Source organism: Streptomyces sp. NPDC079020 (genome assembly GCF_044542225.1).
Lineage (GTDB): Bacteria > Actinomycetota > Actinomycetes > Streptomycetales > Streptomycetaceae > Streptomyces.
Window position 1 is genome coordinate 103,978 of sequence record NZ_JBITUB010000010.1, and the last position, 17,442, is coordinate 121,419.

The 17,442-nt window shown below is 71.0% G+C and carries 12 protein-coding genes and 1 pseudogene; 5 read left to right on the plus strand and 8 right to left on the minus strand.

The genetic code is table 11. From position 1 onward, the window contains the following. The first annotated feature begins 6 nt into the window (after positions 1–6). Positions 7–1,524, plus strand: a complete 1,518-nt coding sequence (locus tag ACIGJO_RS21780) for a sugar ABC transporter ATP-binding protein (RefSeq protein ID WP_399960456.1) — start codon at positions 7–9, stop codon at positions 1,522–1,524. Then, positions 1,521–2,564 (plus strand): ABC transporter permease, encoded by a 1,044-nt coding sequence (locus tag ACIGJO_RS21785; protein WP_399960458.1) that lies wholly within the window; start codon positions 1,521–1,523, stop codon positions 2,562–2,564. The genes ACIGJO_RS21780 and ACIGJO_RS21785 overlap by 4 nt, the downstream gene beginning before the upstream one ends. Before the next feature lie 147 nt (positions 2,565–2,711). On the opposite strand, the gene ACIGJO_RS21790 is transcribed toward ACIGJO_RS21785, so the two are convergent. The 6 genes and pseudogenes from ACIGJO_RS21790 to ACIGJO_RS21815 all read right to left on the minus strand — a co-directional run bounded on the left by ACIGJO_RS21790 (position 2,712) and on the right by ACIGJO_RS21815 (position 9,726). Further along, positions 2,712–3,383 carry a FadR/GntR family transcriptional regulator gene (locus tag ACIGJO_RS21790; protein WP_399960460.1) on the minus strand — a complete coding sequence of 224 codons (672 nt, stop codon included), beginning with the start codon at positions 3,381–3,383 and terminating at the stop codon, positions 2,712–2,714. A gap of 328 nt (positions 3,384–3,711) precedes the next feature. Beyond that, positions 3,712–4,338: pseudogene (locus ACIGJO_RS21795) on the minus strand (LLM class flavin-dependent oxidoreductase); the annotation flags it as partial. Positions 4,339–4,569: 231 nt separating this feature from the next. After that, on the minus strand, positions 4,570–6,180 hold the full coding sequence (locus ACIGJO_RS21800; RefSeq protein ID WP_399960462.1) for an FAD-dependent oxidoreductase: 1,611 nt from the start codon (positions 6,178–6,180) through the stop codon (positions 4,570–4,572). 5 nt (positions 6,181–6,185) lie between these two features. Next, positions 6,186–7,733 carry a glycerol kinase GlpK gene (gene glpK, locus ACIGJO_RS21805; protein ID WP_399960464.1) on the minus strand — a complete coding sequence of 516 codons (1,548 nt, stop codon included), beginning with the start codon at positions 7,731–7,733 and terminating at the stop codon, positions 6,186–6,188. 40 nt (positions 7,734–7,773) lie between these two features. Then, positions 7,774–8,547, minus strand: a complete 774-nt coding sequence (locus tag ACIGJO_RS21810; RefSeq protein WP_399960466.1) for an MIP/aquaporin family protein — start codon at positions 8,545–8,547, stop codon at positions 7,774–7,776. Between the two features lie 414 nt (positions 8,548–8,961). Next, positions 8,962–9,726, minus strand: a complete 765-nt coding sequence (locus ACIGJO_RS21815) for an IclR family transcriptional regulator (protein WP_399960468.1) — start codon at positions 9,724–9,726, stop codon at positions 8,962–8,964. A gap of 239 nt (positions 9,727–9,965) precedes the next feature. On the opposite strand from ACIGJO_RS21815, the gene metH reads away from it, so the two are divergent. Together metH and ACIGJO_RS21825 are read left to right on the plus strand one after the other, a co-directional pair. Beyond that, positions 9,966–13,478, plus strand: coding sequence for a methionine synthase (gene metH, locus ACIGJO_RS21820; RefSeq protein WP_399960470.1), 3,513 nt, complete (start codon positions 9,966–9,968; stop codon positions 13,476–13,478). 140 nt (positions 13,479–13,618) lie between these two features. Continuing rightward, the gene (locus tag ACIGJO_RS21825; RefSeq protein WP_399960472.1) at positions 13,619–14,320 is read left to right on the plus strand and encodes an HAD family hydrolase; all 702 of its coding nucleotides are present in this window, start codon (positions 13,619–13,621) and stop codon (positions 14,318–14,320) included. Positions 14,321–14,429: 109 nt separating this feature from the next. Here ACIGJO_RS21825 and ACIGJO_RS21830 read toward each other — a convergent pair whose 3' ends face one another. Both ACIGJO_RS21830 and ACIGJO_RS21835 read right to left on the minus strand, forming a co-directional pair. Next, a complete protein-coding gene (locus tag ACIGJO_RS21830; protein ID WP_399960474.1) occupies positions 14,430–15,101 on the minus strand; it encodes a response regulator in 672 nt (223 codons plus the stop codon). 9 nt (positions 15,102–15,110) lie between these two features. Continuing rightward, positions 15,111–15,956 (minus strand): RecB family exonuclease, encoded by an 846-nt coding sequence (locus tag ACIGJO_RS21835; RefSeq protein WP_399960476.1) that lies wholly within the window; start codon positions 15,954–15,956, stop codon positions 15,111–15,113. 171 nt (positions 15,957–16,127) lie between these two features. Here ACIGJO_RS21835 and ACIGJO_RS21840 point away from each other — a divergent pair, with 171 nt between their 5' ends. Continuing rightward, positions 16,128–17,378, plus strand: coding sequence for a site-2 protease family protein (locus tag ACIGJO_RS21840; RefSeq protein ID WP_399960817.1), 1,251 nt, complete (start codon positions 16,128–16,130; stop codon positions 17,376–17,378). Positions 17,379–17,442 lie beyond the last annotated feature (64 nt).

Consider the following 17,442-nt stretch of genomic DNA (forward strand, 5'->3'; position numbering starts at 1 on the left):
CCGGCCATGAACCAGGCACCACCACCGGCGGTACGGGCGGCGGGCATCGTCAAGCGCTTCGGGCCCACCGTGGCGCTCGACGGCGTCGGGCTCACCGTGCGGCCCGGCGAGTCCCACGCACTCGTCGGCCGCAACGGCGCGGGCAAGTCCACCCTGGTCGGCGTGCTCACCGGACTCCACCGGGCGGACGAGGGAACGGTGACCTTCGGCGGCGAGCCGTCGCCCGCCTTCGGGGACACCACGGCCTGGCAGTCCAGGATCGCCTGCGTCTACCAGAAGTCCATGGTCGTCCCGGATCTGACCGTCGCCGAGAACCTCTTCCTCAACCGGTTCGACGACAGGGCCCGCTGGATCAGCTGGGGCAGGCTCCGCAGACGCGCGCAGACGCTGCTGGCCGAGTACGGGGTGCAGGTCGACCCCGGCGCACGGGCCCGGGATCTCGCCGTGGAACAGCGGCAGTTCGTGGAGATCGCGCGGGCGCTGTCGTTCGGCGCCCGACTGATCGTCCTGGACGAGCCGACCGCGCAGCTCGACGCCCGTGGCATCGGGCGGCTCTTCGGCAAACTGCGGGAACTCCAGGGCCAGGGGGTGGCGTTCCTGTTCATCTCCCACCACCTCCAGGAGGTGTACGAACTGTGCACCGCCGTCACCGTCTACCGGGACGCCCACCATGTGCTGACCGCCCCGGTCGCCGACATCGGCAAGGCCGATCTGGTGGCGGCCATGACGGGGGAGCGGGGCAGTGGCGCGGGTGCCTGGCACGCCCCCGCGGCGGGGGCGGCCGATCAATCGGCCGCCCCGGTGCTGCGTACCGAACGGCTTTCGCTGGAGGGCGAGTTCGAGGCGATCGACCTCCAGGTGCGGCCCGGTGAGGTGCTCGGCCTCGCCGGTTCGGCGGCCAGCGGCAACACCGCGCTCGGCGAGACGCTGGCCGGTATGCGCAAGGCGTCCGGCGGCACGGTCCTGGTGCACGGCGTCGTCGTACGGCCCGGCAGCGTGCCGCACGCCCTGGCCGCCGGGATCGGGTACATCCCCGAGGACCGCCACGACCAGGGGCTCGTGCCGGACCGGAGCGTCGCCGAGAACGCCACGCTCACGGTGACCGACCAGCTGGGCCCGTGGGGGACCGTACTGCCCTCCCGTACCCGGCAGTTCGCCCGGTCGATGATCGACTCCCTGGACATCAAGACCCGGGGGCCCGAACAGCCGGTCTCCGGCCTCTCCGGCGGCAACCAGCAGAAGGTGGTGGTCGCCCGCGCGCTCGCCCGGAAGCCGAGCGTGCTGGTCGCGGTCCGGCCCACGGCGGGAGTGGACATCAAGTCCAAGGACTCGCTGCTGGGCGTGGTCCGGCGGGTCGCCGACGAGGGGAACGCCGCAGTGATCGTCTCGGACGAGCTGGACGACCTCCGGGTGTGCGACCGGGTGCTCGCCCTGTTCCACGGGCGGGTCGTCGCGACGTTCGCGAGCGGGTGGACCGACGGGGAACTCGTCGCCGCCATGGAAGGTGTGGGGGAGAGCGAATGACCGCGACGACACAGCCGTCCGTCACCGACGACGGCACCACGAGCGGGACGAAGCACACCGGCCCGCGCGGCCGCCTGGCGCTGATCCGGTGGAGCGACTTCTCCCTGGTGCCGGTGATCCTGGTACTGATGGTGATCGGGTTCATCGTCTCGCCGGTCTTCCTCACCTCCAGCAACCTGATCAGCGTCGTCCAGCAGTCCTCCGAGCTGAGCCTGCTGGTGCTCGGCCAGGCGCTGATCCTGATCTGCGGCCGGATGGACCTGTCGCTGGAGTCGACGATCGGCATCGCGCCCGTCGTCGCCATGTGGCTGGTGCTGCCGGAGGACGGCGGCCGTTTCGCCGGTCTGGAACTCTTCCCGGCCTGGTCCGCCATCCCGCTCTGTCTGCTTGTCGGCCTGGCCGTGGGCGTGATCAACGGCTTCCTGATCCTCAGGCTCCGGGTCAACGGCTTCATCGCCACGCTCGGCATGCTCACCATGCTGCGCGGTCTCCACATCGGCATCACCGAGGGCAAGTCGATCACCGACGTCCCGGCGTCCTTCCGCTACCTCGGCAGGAGCGAGTGGTTCGGTGCCCCGGCCGCGGTCTGGATCTGCCTGGCCCTGTTCGCGGTGGGCGGTGCCGTGCTGGCCTGGCTGCGCCACGGACGCGCGCTGTACGCCATCGGCGGCAACCCGGAGGCGGCGCGGGCGGCCGGTATCCGGGTGGACCGGATCACCTGGACCGTGCTCGCCGTCGGCGGTCTGCTGGCGGCCTTCGCGGGCATCCTCTACACCGGCCACTACGGATCGGTGGCGGCCACCCAGGGCAACGGCTGGATCTTCCAGGTGTTCGCCGCGGCGGTGATCGGCGGCATCAGCCTCAAGGGCGGGCGCGGGACGCTGTTCGGCGCCCTCACCGGCGTGCTGACGCTCCAGCTGGTGGTCAATGTGATGACCCTCGGCGGTGTGCCCGTCCTGTGGAACCAGTTCCTCAACGGCGCGATCATCATCGTCGCGCTGGTCATCTCCCGCTTCGCCAGCGGTGAGAAGCAGGACTGAGGAGGGCCGTGGGGAGCGGCTGCCGGGCACCGGGGCGTGCCGGCCGCGCGGCAGGGGCCGGAGGAGCGGCGCCGTACGGGCCCGGCGGGGAGGTGCTCCCGCCGGGCCCGTACGCGTGTCATGGCCGGATCGCCGGCGCCGTCCGCCTCAGAGCGTGGACCTGAGCCACTGTTCCACGCTCGCCACATGCACCGTGGCCCAGGCCCGTGCGGCCTCCGCGTCCCGGTCCCGCAGTGCGGCGAGGATCGCCCGGTGCTCGTGCAGGGTGCGGCTGACGGCGTCCTCCTGTGTCAGTCCGCGCCAGACCCGCGCCCGTGTGGTGGGACCGGAGAGACCGTCGAGCAGGGAACAGAGCACCGAGTTGCCGGAGGACTGCACGATCCCGCGGTGGAAGTCCAGGTCCGCGGCGACCAGTTCCCCCACCGAGGGCTGCCCGCCCAGGGCATCCAACTGGGAGCTGAGTACGTCCAGTTGACTTTCGCTGATGCGGCCCGCCGCCATCGCCGTGGCGGCCGGTTCCAGGATCCGGCGCACCGCGAGGAACTCCAGCACCGTGTCGTCGCGGTGGAAGTCCACCACGAAGCTCAGCGCCTCCAGGAGCAACTGCGGGTCCAGGCTGGTGACATAGGTGCCGTCGCCCTGCCGCACATCGAGGATCCGGATCAGCGACAGCGCGCGCACCGCCTCCCGCAGGGAGTTGCGCGACAGCCCCAGCTCCGCGGCGAGTTCGCTCTCCTTGGGCAGCCGGTCGCCGGGGCGTAGCGCACCCGAGACGATCATTCCCTTGATCTTCTCGATCGCCTCGTCGGTGACAGCCATGACGGTCCTCCTGGATTCGGACTGGATTCAGACATCCGATGTCTGTCTCCATTATGCGGGTCCGTACCCCCGGAAGAGCAGCCCCCGGCGCATCCGCGCCGCCAGGACGTGGTGCCGGGCCGTGACGCCGACCCGTGACGTCGGCTCGTGACGCCGGCCCGTGACGCCGGCCCGTGACGCCGGCCCGTGACGCCGGCCCGTGGAGGCCCGGCCGGTGGAGCCGGTCACTCCCAGAGGGAGGACGGCGCCTCGCGGCGTACGACGGGGGCGATCTCCTCGGCGAACCGCTGCAGGGTCTCCAGCTGCTCCGCGCGCTCCAGCCCGAAGGGGCGTAGGCCTCGCGCGGCTGGACGGCATTCGCCGTGAACAGCGGATCGCCGTGCTTCGCCGCCAGCTCGGGGGAGTTGAGACTGGTCGCCGAGCCGTGCCAGACGCGGGGCGGCCCGGCGAACGGACGGGGGACCGTCGTCACGTTCTTCAGGGGCGGCCGGAACTCACCCTCCCAGTCCACCCCTTCCTCCGTCCACAGCCGCCGCAGCAGCTCGTACTTCTCCTTCTGGAGGTCCCACTGCCGGTCCTCGTCGAGCCCGAAGAGGTCGAAGTGCCCGGCCTCCGCACCCTTGCCGACGACCAGTTCGATCCGCCCCCGGGACAGCTGGTCCAGCGTCGCGAAGTCCTCGGCCACCCGCACCGGGTCGAGGATCGCGACGACCGTGACTCCGGTCAGCAGCCGGATGGCGCGGGTGCGGGCGGCTATCGCGCCCAGCACCACGCTCGGGCTCGACGAGAGGAAGGGGCCGGCGTGCCGTTCCCCGATCGAGTACGCGTCGAACCCGAGCCGCTCCGCCGCGACACCGGTCTCGATCACCTCCTCGAACCGGTCCGCGGCGGAGGGGAGTTCGCCGGTCAGCGGGTGCGGGGCGTGGCCGATCAGGGAGAGTACGGAGAATTTCATGACGACCACTCTCCCCGCGGCGTATTGCGCGCGTATGGCGGCGGTGTGGCACATACCGGCGACGCCCGCGGCCCGCACGCCGACCGCCGGGCACCCGCGCCCACGGACCTGCGTACGGGCACGCGCACGGGGCCCGCCCGCCCGGCACACCGCCGGCCGCACCCGGTCATGGATACGCGGAAGGGGGCGCCTCCCGTCCGCGGGAAGCGCCCCCGTCGTACCCCGTCCGGTTCAGCCCCGGTCGGCCAGCATGCCGTCGACCCTGTCGCGGATCCCGTCCGTCGCCAGGCCCCGGATCGTCAGCGTCGTCCGCCGGCGCAGCACATCGTCCGCGGTCTCGGCCCACTCGTGGTCCCGGGCGTAGGCCACCTGCGCCCAGATCTCCGGTGCGTCCGGGTGGACGCGCTCGGCCAGGGCCGGGTCCTCGTTCGCCATCCGCGCGATGTCGAAGGCCAGCGAACCGTAGTGGGTGGCCAGGTGCCGCGCGGTGTCGGCCGCCATCCGCGGACCGGGTGTGCCGCCGTCGATCAGCAGCCGGTGCGCGACCGCGTCGGGGTTGGCTATGCCGGGCAGCGGCAGCTTCTTCGGCAGCCGGGCCATCGGCTCCATGTCCTCCGCCAGCGGGTGCCCCGGCAGCGCGGCGAGCTTGTTCATCACGGTGCGGCCGATGTGGCGGAAGGTCGTCCACTTGCCGCCGGCCACCGACAGCATGCCGCCGCGGCCCTCCGTCACGACCGTCTCCCGCTTGGCCTTGGACGTGTCCCCGGGGCCGCCGGGCAGCACCCGCAGACCCGCGAAGGAGTACGTGATCAGGTCGCGGGACAGCTGCTGGTCCCGGATCGAGAACGCCGCCTCGTCCAGGATCTGCGCCGTGTCCGCCTCGGTCACCGCGACATCGCCCGGGTCGCCCTCGTACTCCTCGTCGGTCGTACCGAGCAGCAGCATGTCCTCCCACGGCAGGGCGAACGTGATGCGGTACTTGTCGATCGGGGTGGCGAGCGCCGCCTTCCAGGGGCGGGTGCGCTTGAGCACCAGGTGCGCGCCCTTGGACAGGCGTATGGAGGGGGCCGCGTCCGGGTTCTCCATCTTCCGCAGGTGGTCCACCCACGGCCCCGTCGCGTTCAGCACGAGCCGGGCGCCGACCCCGAACTCCGTACCGTCCGTACGGTCCTTCAGATCGGCGCCCGTGACCCGGCCCCCGGTGAACCGCAGGCCGGTCACCTCCGCGTGGTTGAGGACGACGGCACCCGCCTGGACGGCCGCGCGGACCGTCATCAGGGCCATGCGGGCGTCGTTCATCTGGTCGTCGCCGTAGACCGCGACGGCCTTCAGATTGTCCGTGCGCAGCTCGGGGACGTCGCGCCGCGCCTTCGCGGGGCTGATCACATGGCCGACGCCGTCACCGAACGCGGACAGCGCCGAGTACGCGAACACCCCCGCCCCGAGCTTGGCGGCGCCGTGCGGCCCGCCCTTGTACACCGGCAGGTAGAAGGTGAGCGGGTTGGCCAGGTGCGGGGCGACCTCGCGGGAGACCGCCCGCCGTTCGAAATGGTTCTCCGCGACCAGCTTCACCGCGCCGGTCTGCAGATAGCGCAGACCGCCGTGGAGCAGCTTGGAGGAGGCGGAGGAGGTGGCGCCGGCGAAGTCGCCGGCGTCCACCAGCGCCACCCGCAGCCCGGACTGCGCGGCGTGCCAGGCGGTGGAGATGCCCAGGATGCCGCCGCCGATGACCAGGAGGTCGTACGTCGCCCTGGAGAGCTGCTCCCGAGTCTCGGCGCGGCTCGGGAGGGAGCCGGAGGCCGGGTGCGTCCCGAGAGCCGGGACGCATCGCAGGGTGGTCATGGTGATTACTCCTCGACTGTGTCGTCGAGCCAGCCCATGGTCCGCTGCACGGCCTTGAGCCAGCTCTTGTACTCGCGGTCGCGGACGTCCGCGTCCATGCGGGGGGTCCACTCCGCGGCCCGGCGCCAGTTGGCACGCAGGGCATCGGTGTCCGGCCAGAAACCGACGGCCAGACCGGCGGCGTAGGCCGCGCCGAGGCAGGTGGTCTCGGCGACCATCGGACGCACCACGGGCGCGTCCAGGAAGTCGGCGAGCGTCTGCATCAGCAGGTTGTTGGAAGTCATGCCGCCGTCGACCTTGAGCGCGGTCAGTTCGACGCCGGAGTCCTTGGTCATGGCGTCGCTGATCTCGCGGGTCTGCCAGGCGGTGGCTTCGAGCACGGCACGGGCGATGTGCGCCTTGGTGACGTACCGGGTGAGACCGGCGATGACGCCACGGGCGTCGGGGCGCCAGTACGGGGCGAACAGACCGGAGAACGCGGGCACGAAGTACGCGCCGCCGTTGTCCTCGACCGACGAGGCGAGCGTCTCGATCTCGGCCGCGGACTTGATCAGGCCCATCTGGTCCCGCATCCACTGCACCAGCGAACCGGTGACCGCGATGGATCCCTCCAGGGCGTACACCGGGCGCTGGTCGCCGATCTGGTACCCCACGGTCGTCAGCAGGCCGTTGTACGAGTTCACCGGGGTGTGACCGGTGTTCATCAGCATGAAGGTGCCGGTGCCGTACGTGGACTTGGCCTCGCCCTCGGCGAAGCACGTCTGGCCGAACAGCGCGGCCTGCTGGTCGCCGAGCGCGGAGGCCACCGGGACCCCGTCGAGCACACCGCCCCGGGCGGAGCCGTACACCTCGGCGGAGGAGCGGATCTCGGGGAGCACGGCGGCGGGGATGCCGATGGAGTGGAGGATCTTCTCGTCCCACGCCATGGTGTGCAGGTTCATCAGGAGGGTCCGCGAGGCGTTGGTGACGTCGGTGACGTGGACGCCGCCGTCGGTGCCGCCGGTCAGATTCCAGATGACCCAGGAGTCCATGGTGCCGAAGAGGATGTCGCCGCGCTCGGCGCGCTCGCGCAGCCCCTCGACGTTGTCGAGCAGCCAGCGGACCTTGGGCCCGGCGAAGTACGAGGCGAGCGGCAGCCCGGTCTCGCGCCGGAAGCGGTCCTGGCCGACGTTGCGGCCGAGCTCCTTGCAGAGCGCGTCGGTGCGGGTGTCCTGCCAGACGAGGGCGTTGTGGACGGGCTCGCCGGTGTTCTTGTCCCAGAGCAGTGTGGTCTCGCGCTGGTTGGTGATGCCGATCGCCTTGACGTCGGCGGAGGTGATGCCCGCCTTGACGATGGCTCCGGCGACGACCTCCTGGACGTTCTCCCAGATCTCGGCCGCGTCGTGCTCGACCCATCCCGGCTTCGGGAAGATCTGCTCGTGCTCCTTCTGGTCGACGGAGACGATCCGGCCGTCCTTGTCGAAGACGATGCAGCGGCTGGAGGTGGTGCCCTGGTCGATGGCCGCGATGAACGGGCCGGTGCCGTGGGTGCCGGTGGTGTGTGCGTCGGTCACGGTGTGCTCCCGGAAGTCTGTGTAGTACGGCTCTGAGGGCTCAGGCGAAGGCGAGCTGGTAGATCCCGCCCGCGAGGGCGCCGCCGATCAGCGGACCCGCCACGGGGATCAGGGCGTAGCTCCAGTCCGAGCCGCCCTTGTTGGGCAGTGGAAGCAGAGCGTGCACGATCCGGGGGCCGAGGTCACGGACCGGGTTGATCGCGTATCCGGTCGGGCCGCCGAGCGAGAGACCGAGCCCGACGACGACGAACGCGGTGATCATCGCGCCGAGGACACCCGGACCCTTGGGGTCCTCGGGGGTGAGGCCGGGGATGGTGCTCTGGGTGAGGATCGCGAGGACCAGGACGGTGGTCGCGATGATCTCGGTCGCCATGTTCTGGCCGACGTTGCGGATCTGCGGCGAGGTGAAGAACACGCCGTGCACCGGGCCCGGGTTCTCCGCCCCGCGCGCGGCGACCTCGGGGTCGTTCAGGTGCAGCTTGAAGTGACCGAAGTACGCGGTCCACACGAGCACCGCGCCGATCATCGCGCCGAGGAGCTGTCCGGCGAAGTAGACCGGGAGGTCGCTCCACTCGGTGGCGCCCTTGATCGCGAGGCCGACGGTCACCGCCGGGTTGAGGTGGGCGCCGGACGTGCCGGCGGAGATGTACGCGCCGGTCAGCACGGCGAAGCCCCACCCGAAGGTGATGGCGACCCAGCCGGCGTTGAACGCCTTCGAGCGCTTCAGCGTGACGGCGGCACAGACGCCACCGCCCAGCAGGATGAGCACGGCGGTACCGATGGTCTCGCCGGTGAAGATGTCGGAGCTGGACACCCGTGACTCCTTTGTCCTTCGTCCAGGGGAGGGCGAATCGCCGGGTCCCTCCGGTGATTCGCGCCCCAGATGGGTATCCACGTGCTGTGGTCACGCCACCTGTAAGGGCTTGACCGGCCCTTGGCACTGTCACACCCTAACGTGTAATTCCGTTAAGTGTTCGACAATGCCGACCGGTGAACGGCAGTGTTTCCCCCGAACGAATGACGCGTCAAGGGTGTGTGGCGTACGACTCGGTGCGGAACCCGATCGTTACTGATCGTGTGCGGTCCGCTCGCGAGCGGACCGCATGCGCGGGGAGGCCCCGGCGCGCGGCCGGGGCCCGGGAGTGCGGGTGCGGGTGGGTGCGGTGGTGCGGACGGTGCGCGTGGCCGTACGGGCCCGCGCGGGCCGCTCCGCGCGGCCCCGTACGGCTCAGAAGCGGCCGGCGCCCAGGTCCCGGGAGACCGCGCGGGCGCAGTCCCGTACCGCCGCGATCAGCTCGGGGCGCAGCTCGCCGTCCGGGCACACCCGCTCCACGGCGCCGGTGACGGCCACGGCGCCCACCGGCATCCGCCGCCGGTCGTGGATGGGCGCGGCCACGGCGGCCACCCCCTCCCAGGTCTCCTCCGCGTCGGTGCCGTAGCCCCGTGCCCGTACCAGGTCGAGCAGCGGCTCGAACTCGTCCGCCGCGGTCACGGTGCGCGCGGTGAAGGACCGCCGCTCCGCCTCCATGACCTCGCTGTGCGCCACCGGGTCGAAGGCGGCGAGCACCTTGCCCAGTGCGGTGGAGTGCAGCGGCTGCATGGCCCCGACCTCCAGCACCTGGCGGCTGTCGTCGGGGCGGAAGACATGGTGGACGATGAGGACGCCGTGCTGGTGCAGGACGCCCAGGTGCACGCTCTCGCCGCTGGAGCGGGCCAGGTCGTCGGTCCACACCAGGGCGCGCGCCCGCAGCTCGTGGACGTCCAGATAGCTGTTGCCCAGGCGCAGCAGTTCGGCGCCGAGCTGATAGCGCCCGGACGCCGCGTCCTGCTCGACGAAGCCCTCCAGCTGGAGCGTGCGCAGGATGCCGTGCGCGGTGCCCTTGGCCAGCCCCAGGGAGGAGGCGATGTCGGAGAGGCCGAGCCGACGCTCACCGCCCGCCAGCAGACGCAGCATCGCGGCCGCCCGCTCCAGCGACTGGATGTTCTTGGCCATCGCGCCGTACTCCTCCACCTCGGTTCGACAATGCTGAACACTATCGGTCGATGCCGACCTGTGCTCGGCGCCCAGGAAAGTCCGTTCCACCACTTGTCACGTGCTGTCCCTCGCACAGCATGCAGTCCGTCCCATGGACGGACTGACGGGGCGGGGTGCCACCCCGCTAGGCTGGCGAGGTGCGCCTTCCGACAGAAGGTCGCAAAGCCGACAGCCGTCGCATCCCTGGGAGATCATCCATGGCCTCGTTGCCGACATCCGCCGCCGACAGCCGGACCCGAGCCGACGCCCTTCGTGAGGCGCTCGCCACCCGAGTGGTGGTGGCCGACGGCGCCATGGGCACCATGCTCCAGGCGCAGGACCCCACCCTTGAGGACTTCGAGAACCTCGAAGGCTGCAACGAGATTCTGAACATCACCCGCCCCGACATCGTCCGGTCGGTGCACGAGGAGTACTTCGCGGTCGGAGTGGACTGCGTCGAGACGAACACCTTCGGCGCGAATCTCGCGGCCCTCGGCGAGTACGACATCCCCGAGCGGGTGTACGAACTCTCCGAATCCGGCGCCCGTATCGCCCGCGAGGTCGCCGACGAGTTCACCGCGTCCACCGGACAGCAGCGCTGGGTGCTGGGTTCCATGGGGCCGGGCACCAAGCTGCCCACCCTGGGCCACGCCCCGTACGACAAGCTCCGTGACGCCTACCAGCAGAACGCCGAAGGCATGATCGCCGGCGGCGCCGACGCCCTCCTGGTGGAGACCACCCAGGACCTGCTCCAGACCAAGGCCTCCATCATCGGCGCCCGGCGCGCCCTGACGGCCACCGGCAGCAGTCTTCCGCTGATCTGCTCCGTCACCGTCGAGACCACCGGCACCATGCTGCTCGGCTCCGAGATCGGCGCCGCGCTCACCGCGCTGGAACCGCTCGGCATCGACATGATCGGCCTGAACTGCGCCACCGGCCCCGCCGAGATGAGCGAGCACCTGCGCTACCTCGCCCGGCACTCCCGGATCCCGCTCTCCTGCATGCCGAACGCGGGTCTGCCGGTGCTCGGCAAGGACGGCGCGCACTACCCGCTGGGCCCCTCCGAGCTCGCGGACGCCCAGGAGACCTTCGTACGCGAATACGGCCTCTCCCTGGTCGGCGGCTGCTGCGGTACGACGCCGGAGCATCTGCGCCAGGTGGTCGAGCGGGTCCGGGGCACGGTCCCCACCGTCCGCGAACCGCGCCCGGAGCCGGGTGCCGCCTCGCTCTACCAGAGCGTCCCCTTCCGCCAGGACACCTCGTACCTCGCGATCGGCGAGCGCACGAACGCCAACGGCTCGAAGAAGTTCCGCGAGGCGATGCTGGAGGCCCGCTGGGACGACTGCGTCGAGACGGCCCGCGACCAGATCCGCGAGGGCGCGCACATGCTCGACCTCTGTGTCGACTACGTGGGCCGCGACGGTGTCGCCGACATGCGGGAGCTGGCCGGCCGCTTCGCGACCGCCTCCACCCTCCCGATCGTGCTCGACTCCACCGAGCTGCCCGTCCTGCGCGCCGGACTGGAGAAGCTCGGCGGGCGTGCCGTGCTGAACTCCATCAACTACGAGGACGGCGACGGCCCCGAGTCCCGCTTCGCGAAGGTCACCGCGCTGGCCGTCGAGCACGGCGCCGCGCTGATCGCCCTGACCATCGACGAGGAGGGCCAGGCCCGTACCGTCGAGCACAAGGTCGCCATCGCCGAGCGGCTCATCGAGGACCTCACCACCAACTGGGGCATCCATGAGTCGGACATCCTCATCGACACCCTGACCTTCACCATCTGCACCGGTCAGGAGGAGTCCCGGGGCGACGGAATCGCCACCATCGGCGCCATCCGCGAGCTGAAGAAGCGCCACCCCGACGTCCAGACCACGCTGGGCCTGTCGAACATCTCCTTCGGCCTCAACCCGGCCGCCCGCGTCGTGCTGAACTCCGTCTTCCTCGACGAGTGCGTCAAGGCGGGCCTCGACTCCGCGATCGTGCACGCCTCCAAGATCCTTCCGATCGCGCGCCTGGAGGAGGAGCAGGTCAAGGTCGCCCTCGACCTGATCCACGACCGCCGCGCCGAGGGGTACGACCCCCTGCAGAAGCTCATGGAGCTCTTCGAGGGCGTCAACATGAAGTCGATGAAGGCGGGCAAGGCCGAGGAACTCCTCGCCCTGCCGCTGGACGAGCGCCTCCAGCGGCGCATCATCGACGGCGAGAAGAACGGCCTGGAGGCCGACCTCGACGAGGCGCTCCAGGACACGCCCGCCCTCGACATCGTCAACAAAACGCTGCTCGAAGGCATGAAGGTCGTCGGCGAGCTCTTCGGCTCCGGCCAGATGCAGCTGCCGTTCGTGCTCCAGTCCGCCGAGGTCATGAAGACCGCGGTGGCCCACCTGGAACCGCACATGGAGAAGTCGGACGCCGAGGGCAAGGGCACCATCGTGCTGGCCACCGTCCGCGGCGACGTCCACGACATCGGCAAGAACCTCGTCGACATCATCCTGTCCAACAACGGCTACAACGTCGTCAACCTGGGCATCAAGCAGCCCGTCTCCGCGATCCTGGAAGCCGCCGAGGAGCACCGCGCCGATGTCATCGGCATGTCCGGTCTCCTGGTGAAGTCCACCGTGATCATGAAGGAGAACCTCCAGGAGCTGAACCAGCGCAAGCTGGCCGCCGACTACCCGGTGATCCTCGGCGGCGCCGCCCTGACCCGGGCCTATGTCGAGCAGGACCTCCACGAGATCTACGAGGGCGAGGTCCGCTACGCCCGCGACGCCTTCGAGGGCCTGCGGCTGATGGACGCCCTCGTCGCCGTCAAGCGCGGAGTGCCGGGCGCCGCACTGCCCGAGCTCAAGCAGCGCCGGGTGCCCAAGCGCGAGGCCGCGGCCGTCGAGGTGACGGAGCCGGAGGAGGGCGTCCGCTCCGATGTCGCGACCGACAACCCCATCCCCGAGCCGCCCTTCCGGGGCACCCGGGTCGTCAAGGGCATCCAGCTCAAGGAGTACGCCTCCTGGCTGGACGAGGGCGCGCTCTTCAAGGGCCAGTGGGGCCTCAAGCAGGCCCGTACCGGCGACGGACCGACGTACGAGGAACTGGTGGAGACCGAGGGCCGCCCGCACCTGCGCGGCTGGCTCGACAAGCTCCACACCGAGAACATGCTGGAGGCCGCCGTGGTCTACGGCTACTTCCCCTGTGTCTCCAAGGGCGACGACCTGATCCTGCTCCACGAGGACGGCTCCGAGCGCACCCGGTTCACCTTCCCGCGCCAGCGCCGCGGCCGGCGCCTGTGCCTCGCGGACTTCTTCCGGCCCCAGGAGTCCGGCGAGGTGGATGTCATCGGCCTCCAGGTCGTCACCGTCGGCTCGAAGATCGGCGAGGCGACCGCCGAGCTCTTCGAGGCCAACTCCTACCGCGACTACCTGGAGCTGCACGGCCTGTCCGTACAGCTCGCCGAGGCCCTGGCGGAGTACTGGCACGCCCGGGTCCGCGGCGAGCTGGGCTTCGCCGGGGAGGACCCCGCCGACGTCGAGGACATGTTCGCGCTGAAGTACCGCGGCGCGCGCTTCTCCCTCGGCTACGGCGCCTGCCCCGACCTGGAGGACCGCGCGAAGATCGCTGACCTGCTGGAGCCGGAGCGGATCGGGGTCAAGCTCTCCGAGGAGTTCCAGCTGCACCCCGAGCAGTCCACCGACGCGATCATCATCCACCACCCGGAGGCGAAGTACTTCAACGCCCGATGAGGCGCTGTTCCCCGCACGGCCGCCCGCCGTTCCCCGCGCGGTGGCCGGACGAGTCGTAGACTGGTCGGTCCAGTGCAGGCCGGTCGCCCTCCCCACCGGGACGGCGGCCGGCCTTCTCGTCCCTACGGAAGGTGTGCCGGATGACCAGTACGGTTCCCGCGTCCCTGACCCGCACGGCCGAAGGCGCCGCCCTGCAGGCTGTCCTTCTCGACATGGACGGAACCCTCGTCGACACCGAGGGCTTCTGGTGGGATGTGGAGGTGGAGGTCTTCGCCGATCTGGGCCACCGGCTCGACGAGACCTGGCGCGACGTGGTCGTCGGCGGGCCGATGACCCGCAGCGCCGGGTACCTCATCGACTCCACCGGTGCCGACATCACGCTCGACGAACTCACCGTGCTGCTCAACGACCGGTTCGAGAAGCGCATCGGCCGCGGTGTCCCGCTGATGCCGGGCGCCGGGCGCCTGCTGGCGGAGCTGGCCGCGTGCGACGTGCCGACCGCGCTGGTCTCCGCCTCGCACCGCCGGATCATCGACCGGGTCCTGGACTCCGTCGGCCATCACCACTTCGCCCTGACCGTGGCGGGCGACGAGGTCACCCGCACGAAGCCCCACCCCGAGCCCTACCTCACCGCGGCGGCGGGCTTCGGCGCGGACCCCTGGCGCTGCGCGGTCATCGAGGACACCGCCACGGGAGTCGCCGCCGCCGAGGCCGCGGGGTGCCGGGTGGTCGCCGTACCGTCCGTGGCGCCGATCGCTCCGGCGGCCGGACGCGTCGTCGTCAGTTCCCTCGAAGACGTCGATCTCGCGTTCCTCCGGGAGCTGGTCACCGGACAGCCCTGAGGCGAACCTGGTCTGTCCCGCCAGGTCCCGGACAGACGGATCCGGTCCGGCACCACAGGGCCCCGGACCGGATCGCCGCACAGCCGAATCCCCGCGAGGGGCGGCTCGGTCACTGGGCGCCGGGGCGCACCAAGCCGCTCTCGTACGCGTAGACGGCGGCCTGCACGCGGTCCCGCAGGCTCAGCTTCGTCAGCACATGCCCCACATGGGTCTTGACCGTCGTCTCGCTGACGAACAGATCCGCGGCGATCTCCGCGTTGGACAGGCCGCGCGCCACGAGCTTCAGGACCTCCACCTCGCGGTCCGTCAGCGTGTGCAGGGCGTCCGGAACCGGGTCCTCGCCCGAGGGCAGGTGGTCCGCGTACTTGTCGAGCAGCCGGCGCGTGATGCTCGGCGCCAGCATCGCCTCACCCGCCGCGACCACCCGAATGGCCTGAACCAGCTCATTGGCCGGAGCGTCCTTCAGCAGGAAGCCGCTCGCGCCCGCGCGCAGCGCCTCCACCACGTACTCGTCGAGGTCGAACGTGGTCAGGACGAGCACCTTCGCCGGACCGTCCCGGCCCGGACCGGTGATCTGACGGGTGGCCTCCACGCCGTCCATGCGGGGCATACGGATGTCCATCAGCACCACATCGGGCTGGAGCGCCCGCACCTGGTCGATCGCCTGCAGACCGTCACCGGCCTCCCCGACCACAGCCAGATCGCCCTCCGCCTCCAGGATCATCCGGAAGCCGGTGCGCAGCAGCGGCTGGTCATCGACCAATAGGACGCGGATAGCCACGAAAACTCCTTACGGGCCCTCAAGGGCCACCGGTTGGCCGGCCTCGGCCCGGACCGGTCCCATTCTGCCCTGGCCGTCCCCGCCCGACTCCGCCGGGCGTACCGACAGGGGATAGACCGGGGGAGTCCCGCCGAATTCCGGGCAGACCGCGCGGTGGTCGCACCAGCCGCACAGCTTCGTCGGACGCGGCCGCCACTCGCCGGTCTCCGTCGCCAGCGAGATCGCGTCCCACAGGGCCAGCAGCTTGCGCTCCACCCGCTCCAGGTCCGCCGTCACCGGGTCGTACGTCAGCACGTCGCCGCTGCCCAGATAGACCAGCTGCAGCCGCCGCGGCACCACGCCCTTGAGCCGCCAGATCACCAGGGCGTAGAACTTCATCTGGAAGAGGGCGCCCTCCGCGTACTCCGGGCGCGGGGCCTTTCCCGTCTTGTAGTCCACGATCCGGACCTCGCCGGTCGGCGCCACGTCGATCCGGTCGATCACCCCACGCAGCCGCAGCCCGGACTCCAGCTCCGTCTCGACGAACAGCTCCCGCTCGGCCGGCTCCAGACGCGTCGGGTCCTCCAGCGAGAACCAGCGCTCCACCAGCTGCTCCGCCTCGCCCAGCCAGCGGGCCAGGCGCTCACCCTCCGTGTCCTGCGCGAACAGCTCCGTGAGCTCCGGCTTCGATTCCAGCAGCCGGTCCCACTGCCCGGGAATCAGCGCCCGCGCCCGCGGCGCCGTACGGTCGGCGGCAGGCGCGTCGAAGAGCCGCTCCAGCACCGCATGCACCAGCGTGCCCCGGGTAGCCGCCTCACTGGGCTTCTCCGGCAGCTTGTCGATGACCCGGAAGCGGTACAGCAAGGGACACTGCATGAAATCGCTCGCCCGCGACGGCGACAGTGACGAAGGCGGCTGGGGCGGCCGCGGTACGGAGGTCATGGCTCAGACCCTACGGCCCGCCACTGACAGCAAGCGGCATACCATCGACCACAGAGCCTCGCACACTGCATGATCGTGGCAAACGCCACCGACCGGAGGGATCCCGTGGACGAGAGCGGCGACAGCGGGCGGCCGCAGCCCGGCGCAGGGGGATCGGACCCCGGCGCCGCACCCGAGAACGGCAAACCGCGACGCCCCGAAGAACCCGGCGGCGGCCTGCTCATGGGCCGTCCCTTCGGGGTGCCCGTGTACGTCGCCCCCAGCTGGTTCGTCGTGGCCGCCCTCATCACCTGGGTCTTCGGCGGCCAGCTCGACCGGGTGCTGCCCGAGCTCGGCGGTGCCCGCTACCTGGTCGCCCTCTTCTTCGCGATCGCGTTCTACGCCTCCGTGCTCGTCCACGAACTCGCCCACACGGTCGCCGCGCTGCGCTACAAGCTGCCGGTCCGCCGCATCCAGCTGCAGTTCTTCGGCGGTGTCTCCGAGATCGAGAAGGAGTCCGAGACGCCCGGCCGCGAATTCGTCCTCGCCTTCGTCGGCCCGCTGCTCTCCCTCGTCCTCAGCGGTGTCTTCTACCTCGCGATGCAGTTCGTCGAGCCCGGCACCGTACCCGGAGTACTGCTCGCCGGACTGATGATCTCCAACCTCATCGTGGCCGCCTTCAACCTGCTCCCCGGCCTCCCGCTCGACGGCGGCCGGATGCTGCGCGCCGTCGTCTGGAAGATCACCGGCAAGCCCATGAGCGGCACCATCGCCGCCGCCTGGGTCGGCAGGGGCCTCGCCGTCACCGTCCTCATCGGTCTGCCGCTCCTCACCCACACCGGGGCCCTGGGCAACGCCACCGACGAGATCGGCGGTGTGGAGACCGTCACGGACGCCCTGCTCGCCGCGATCCTCGCCGGAATCATCTGGACCGGTGCCGGGAACAGCCTGCGCATGGCCCGCCTGCGCGAACACCTCCCCGATCTCCGCGCCCGCAGTCTCACCCGGCGCGCCGTCCCGGTGGAATCGGCCACCCCGCTCTCCGAGGCCCTGCGCCGCGCCAACGAGGCGGGCGCCCGCGCCCTCGTCGTCGTCGACGGACAGGGCAACCCCAAGGGCGTCGTCCGCGAGGCGGCCATCGTGGGTGTCCCCGAGCACCGCCGCCCCTGGGTCCCCGTCAGCGGTCTCGCCCAGGACCTCACCGACGGCATGAAGGTCCCCGCCGAGCTGGCCGGCGAAGCCCTCCTCGACCGGCTCAAGGCGACCCCGGCCACCGAATACCTGGTGGTCGAGGAGACCGGCGAGATCTACGGAGTCCTCTCCACCGCCGACGTCGAACGGGCATTCGTCGCAGCCATGGCCCGCCCCGGCGCCTGATCCGGCGGCGGGCGGCCGCCCGCCGCCCCGGCAGGCGGTCGGCACCCCCCGAATCACCGGTAGG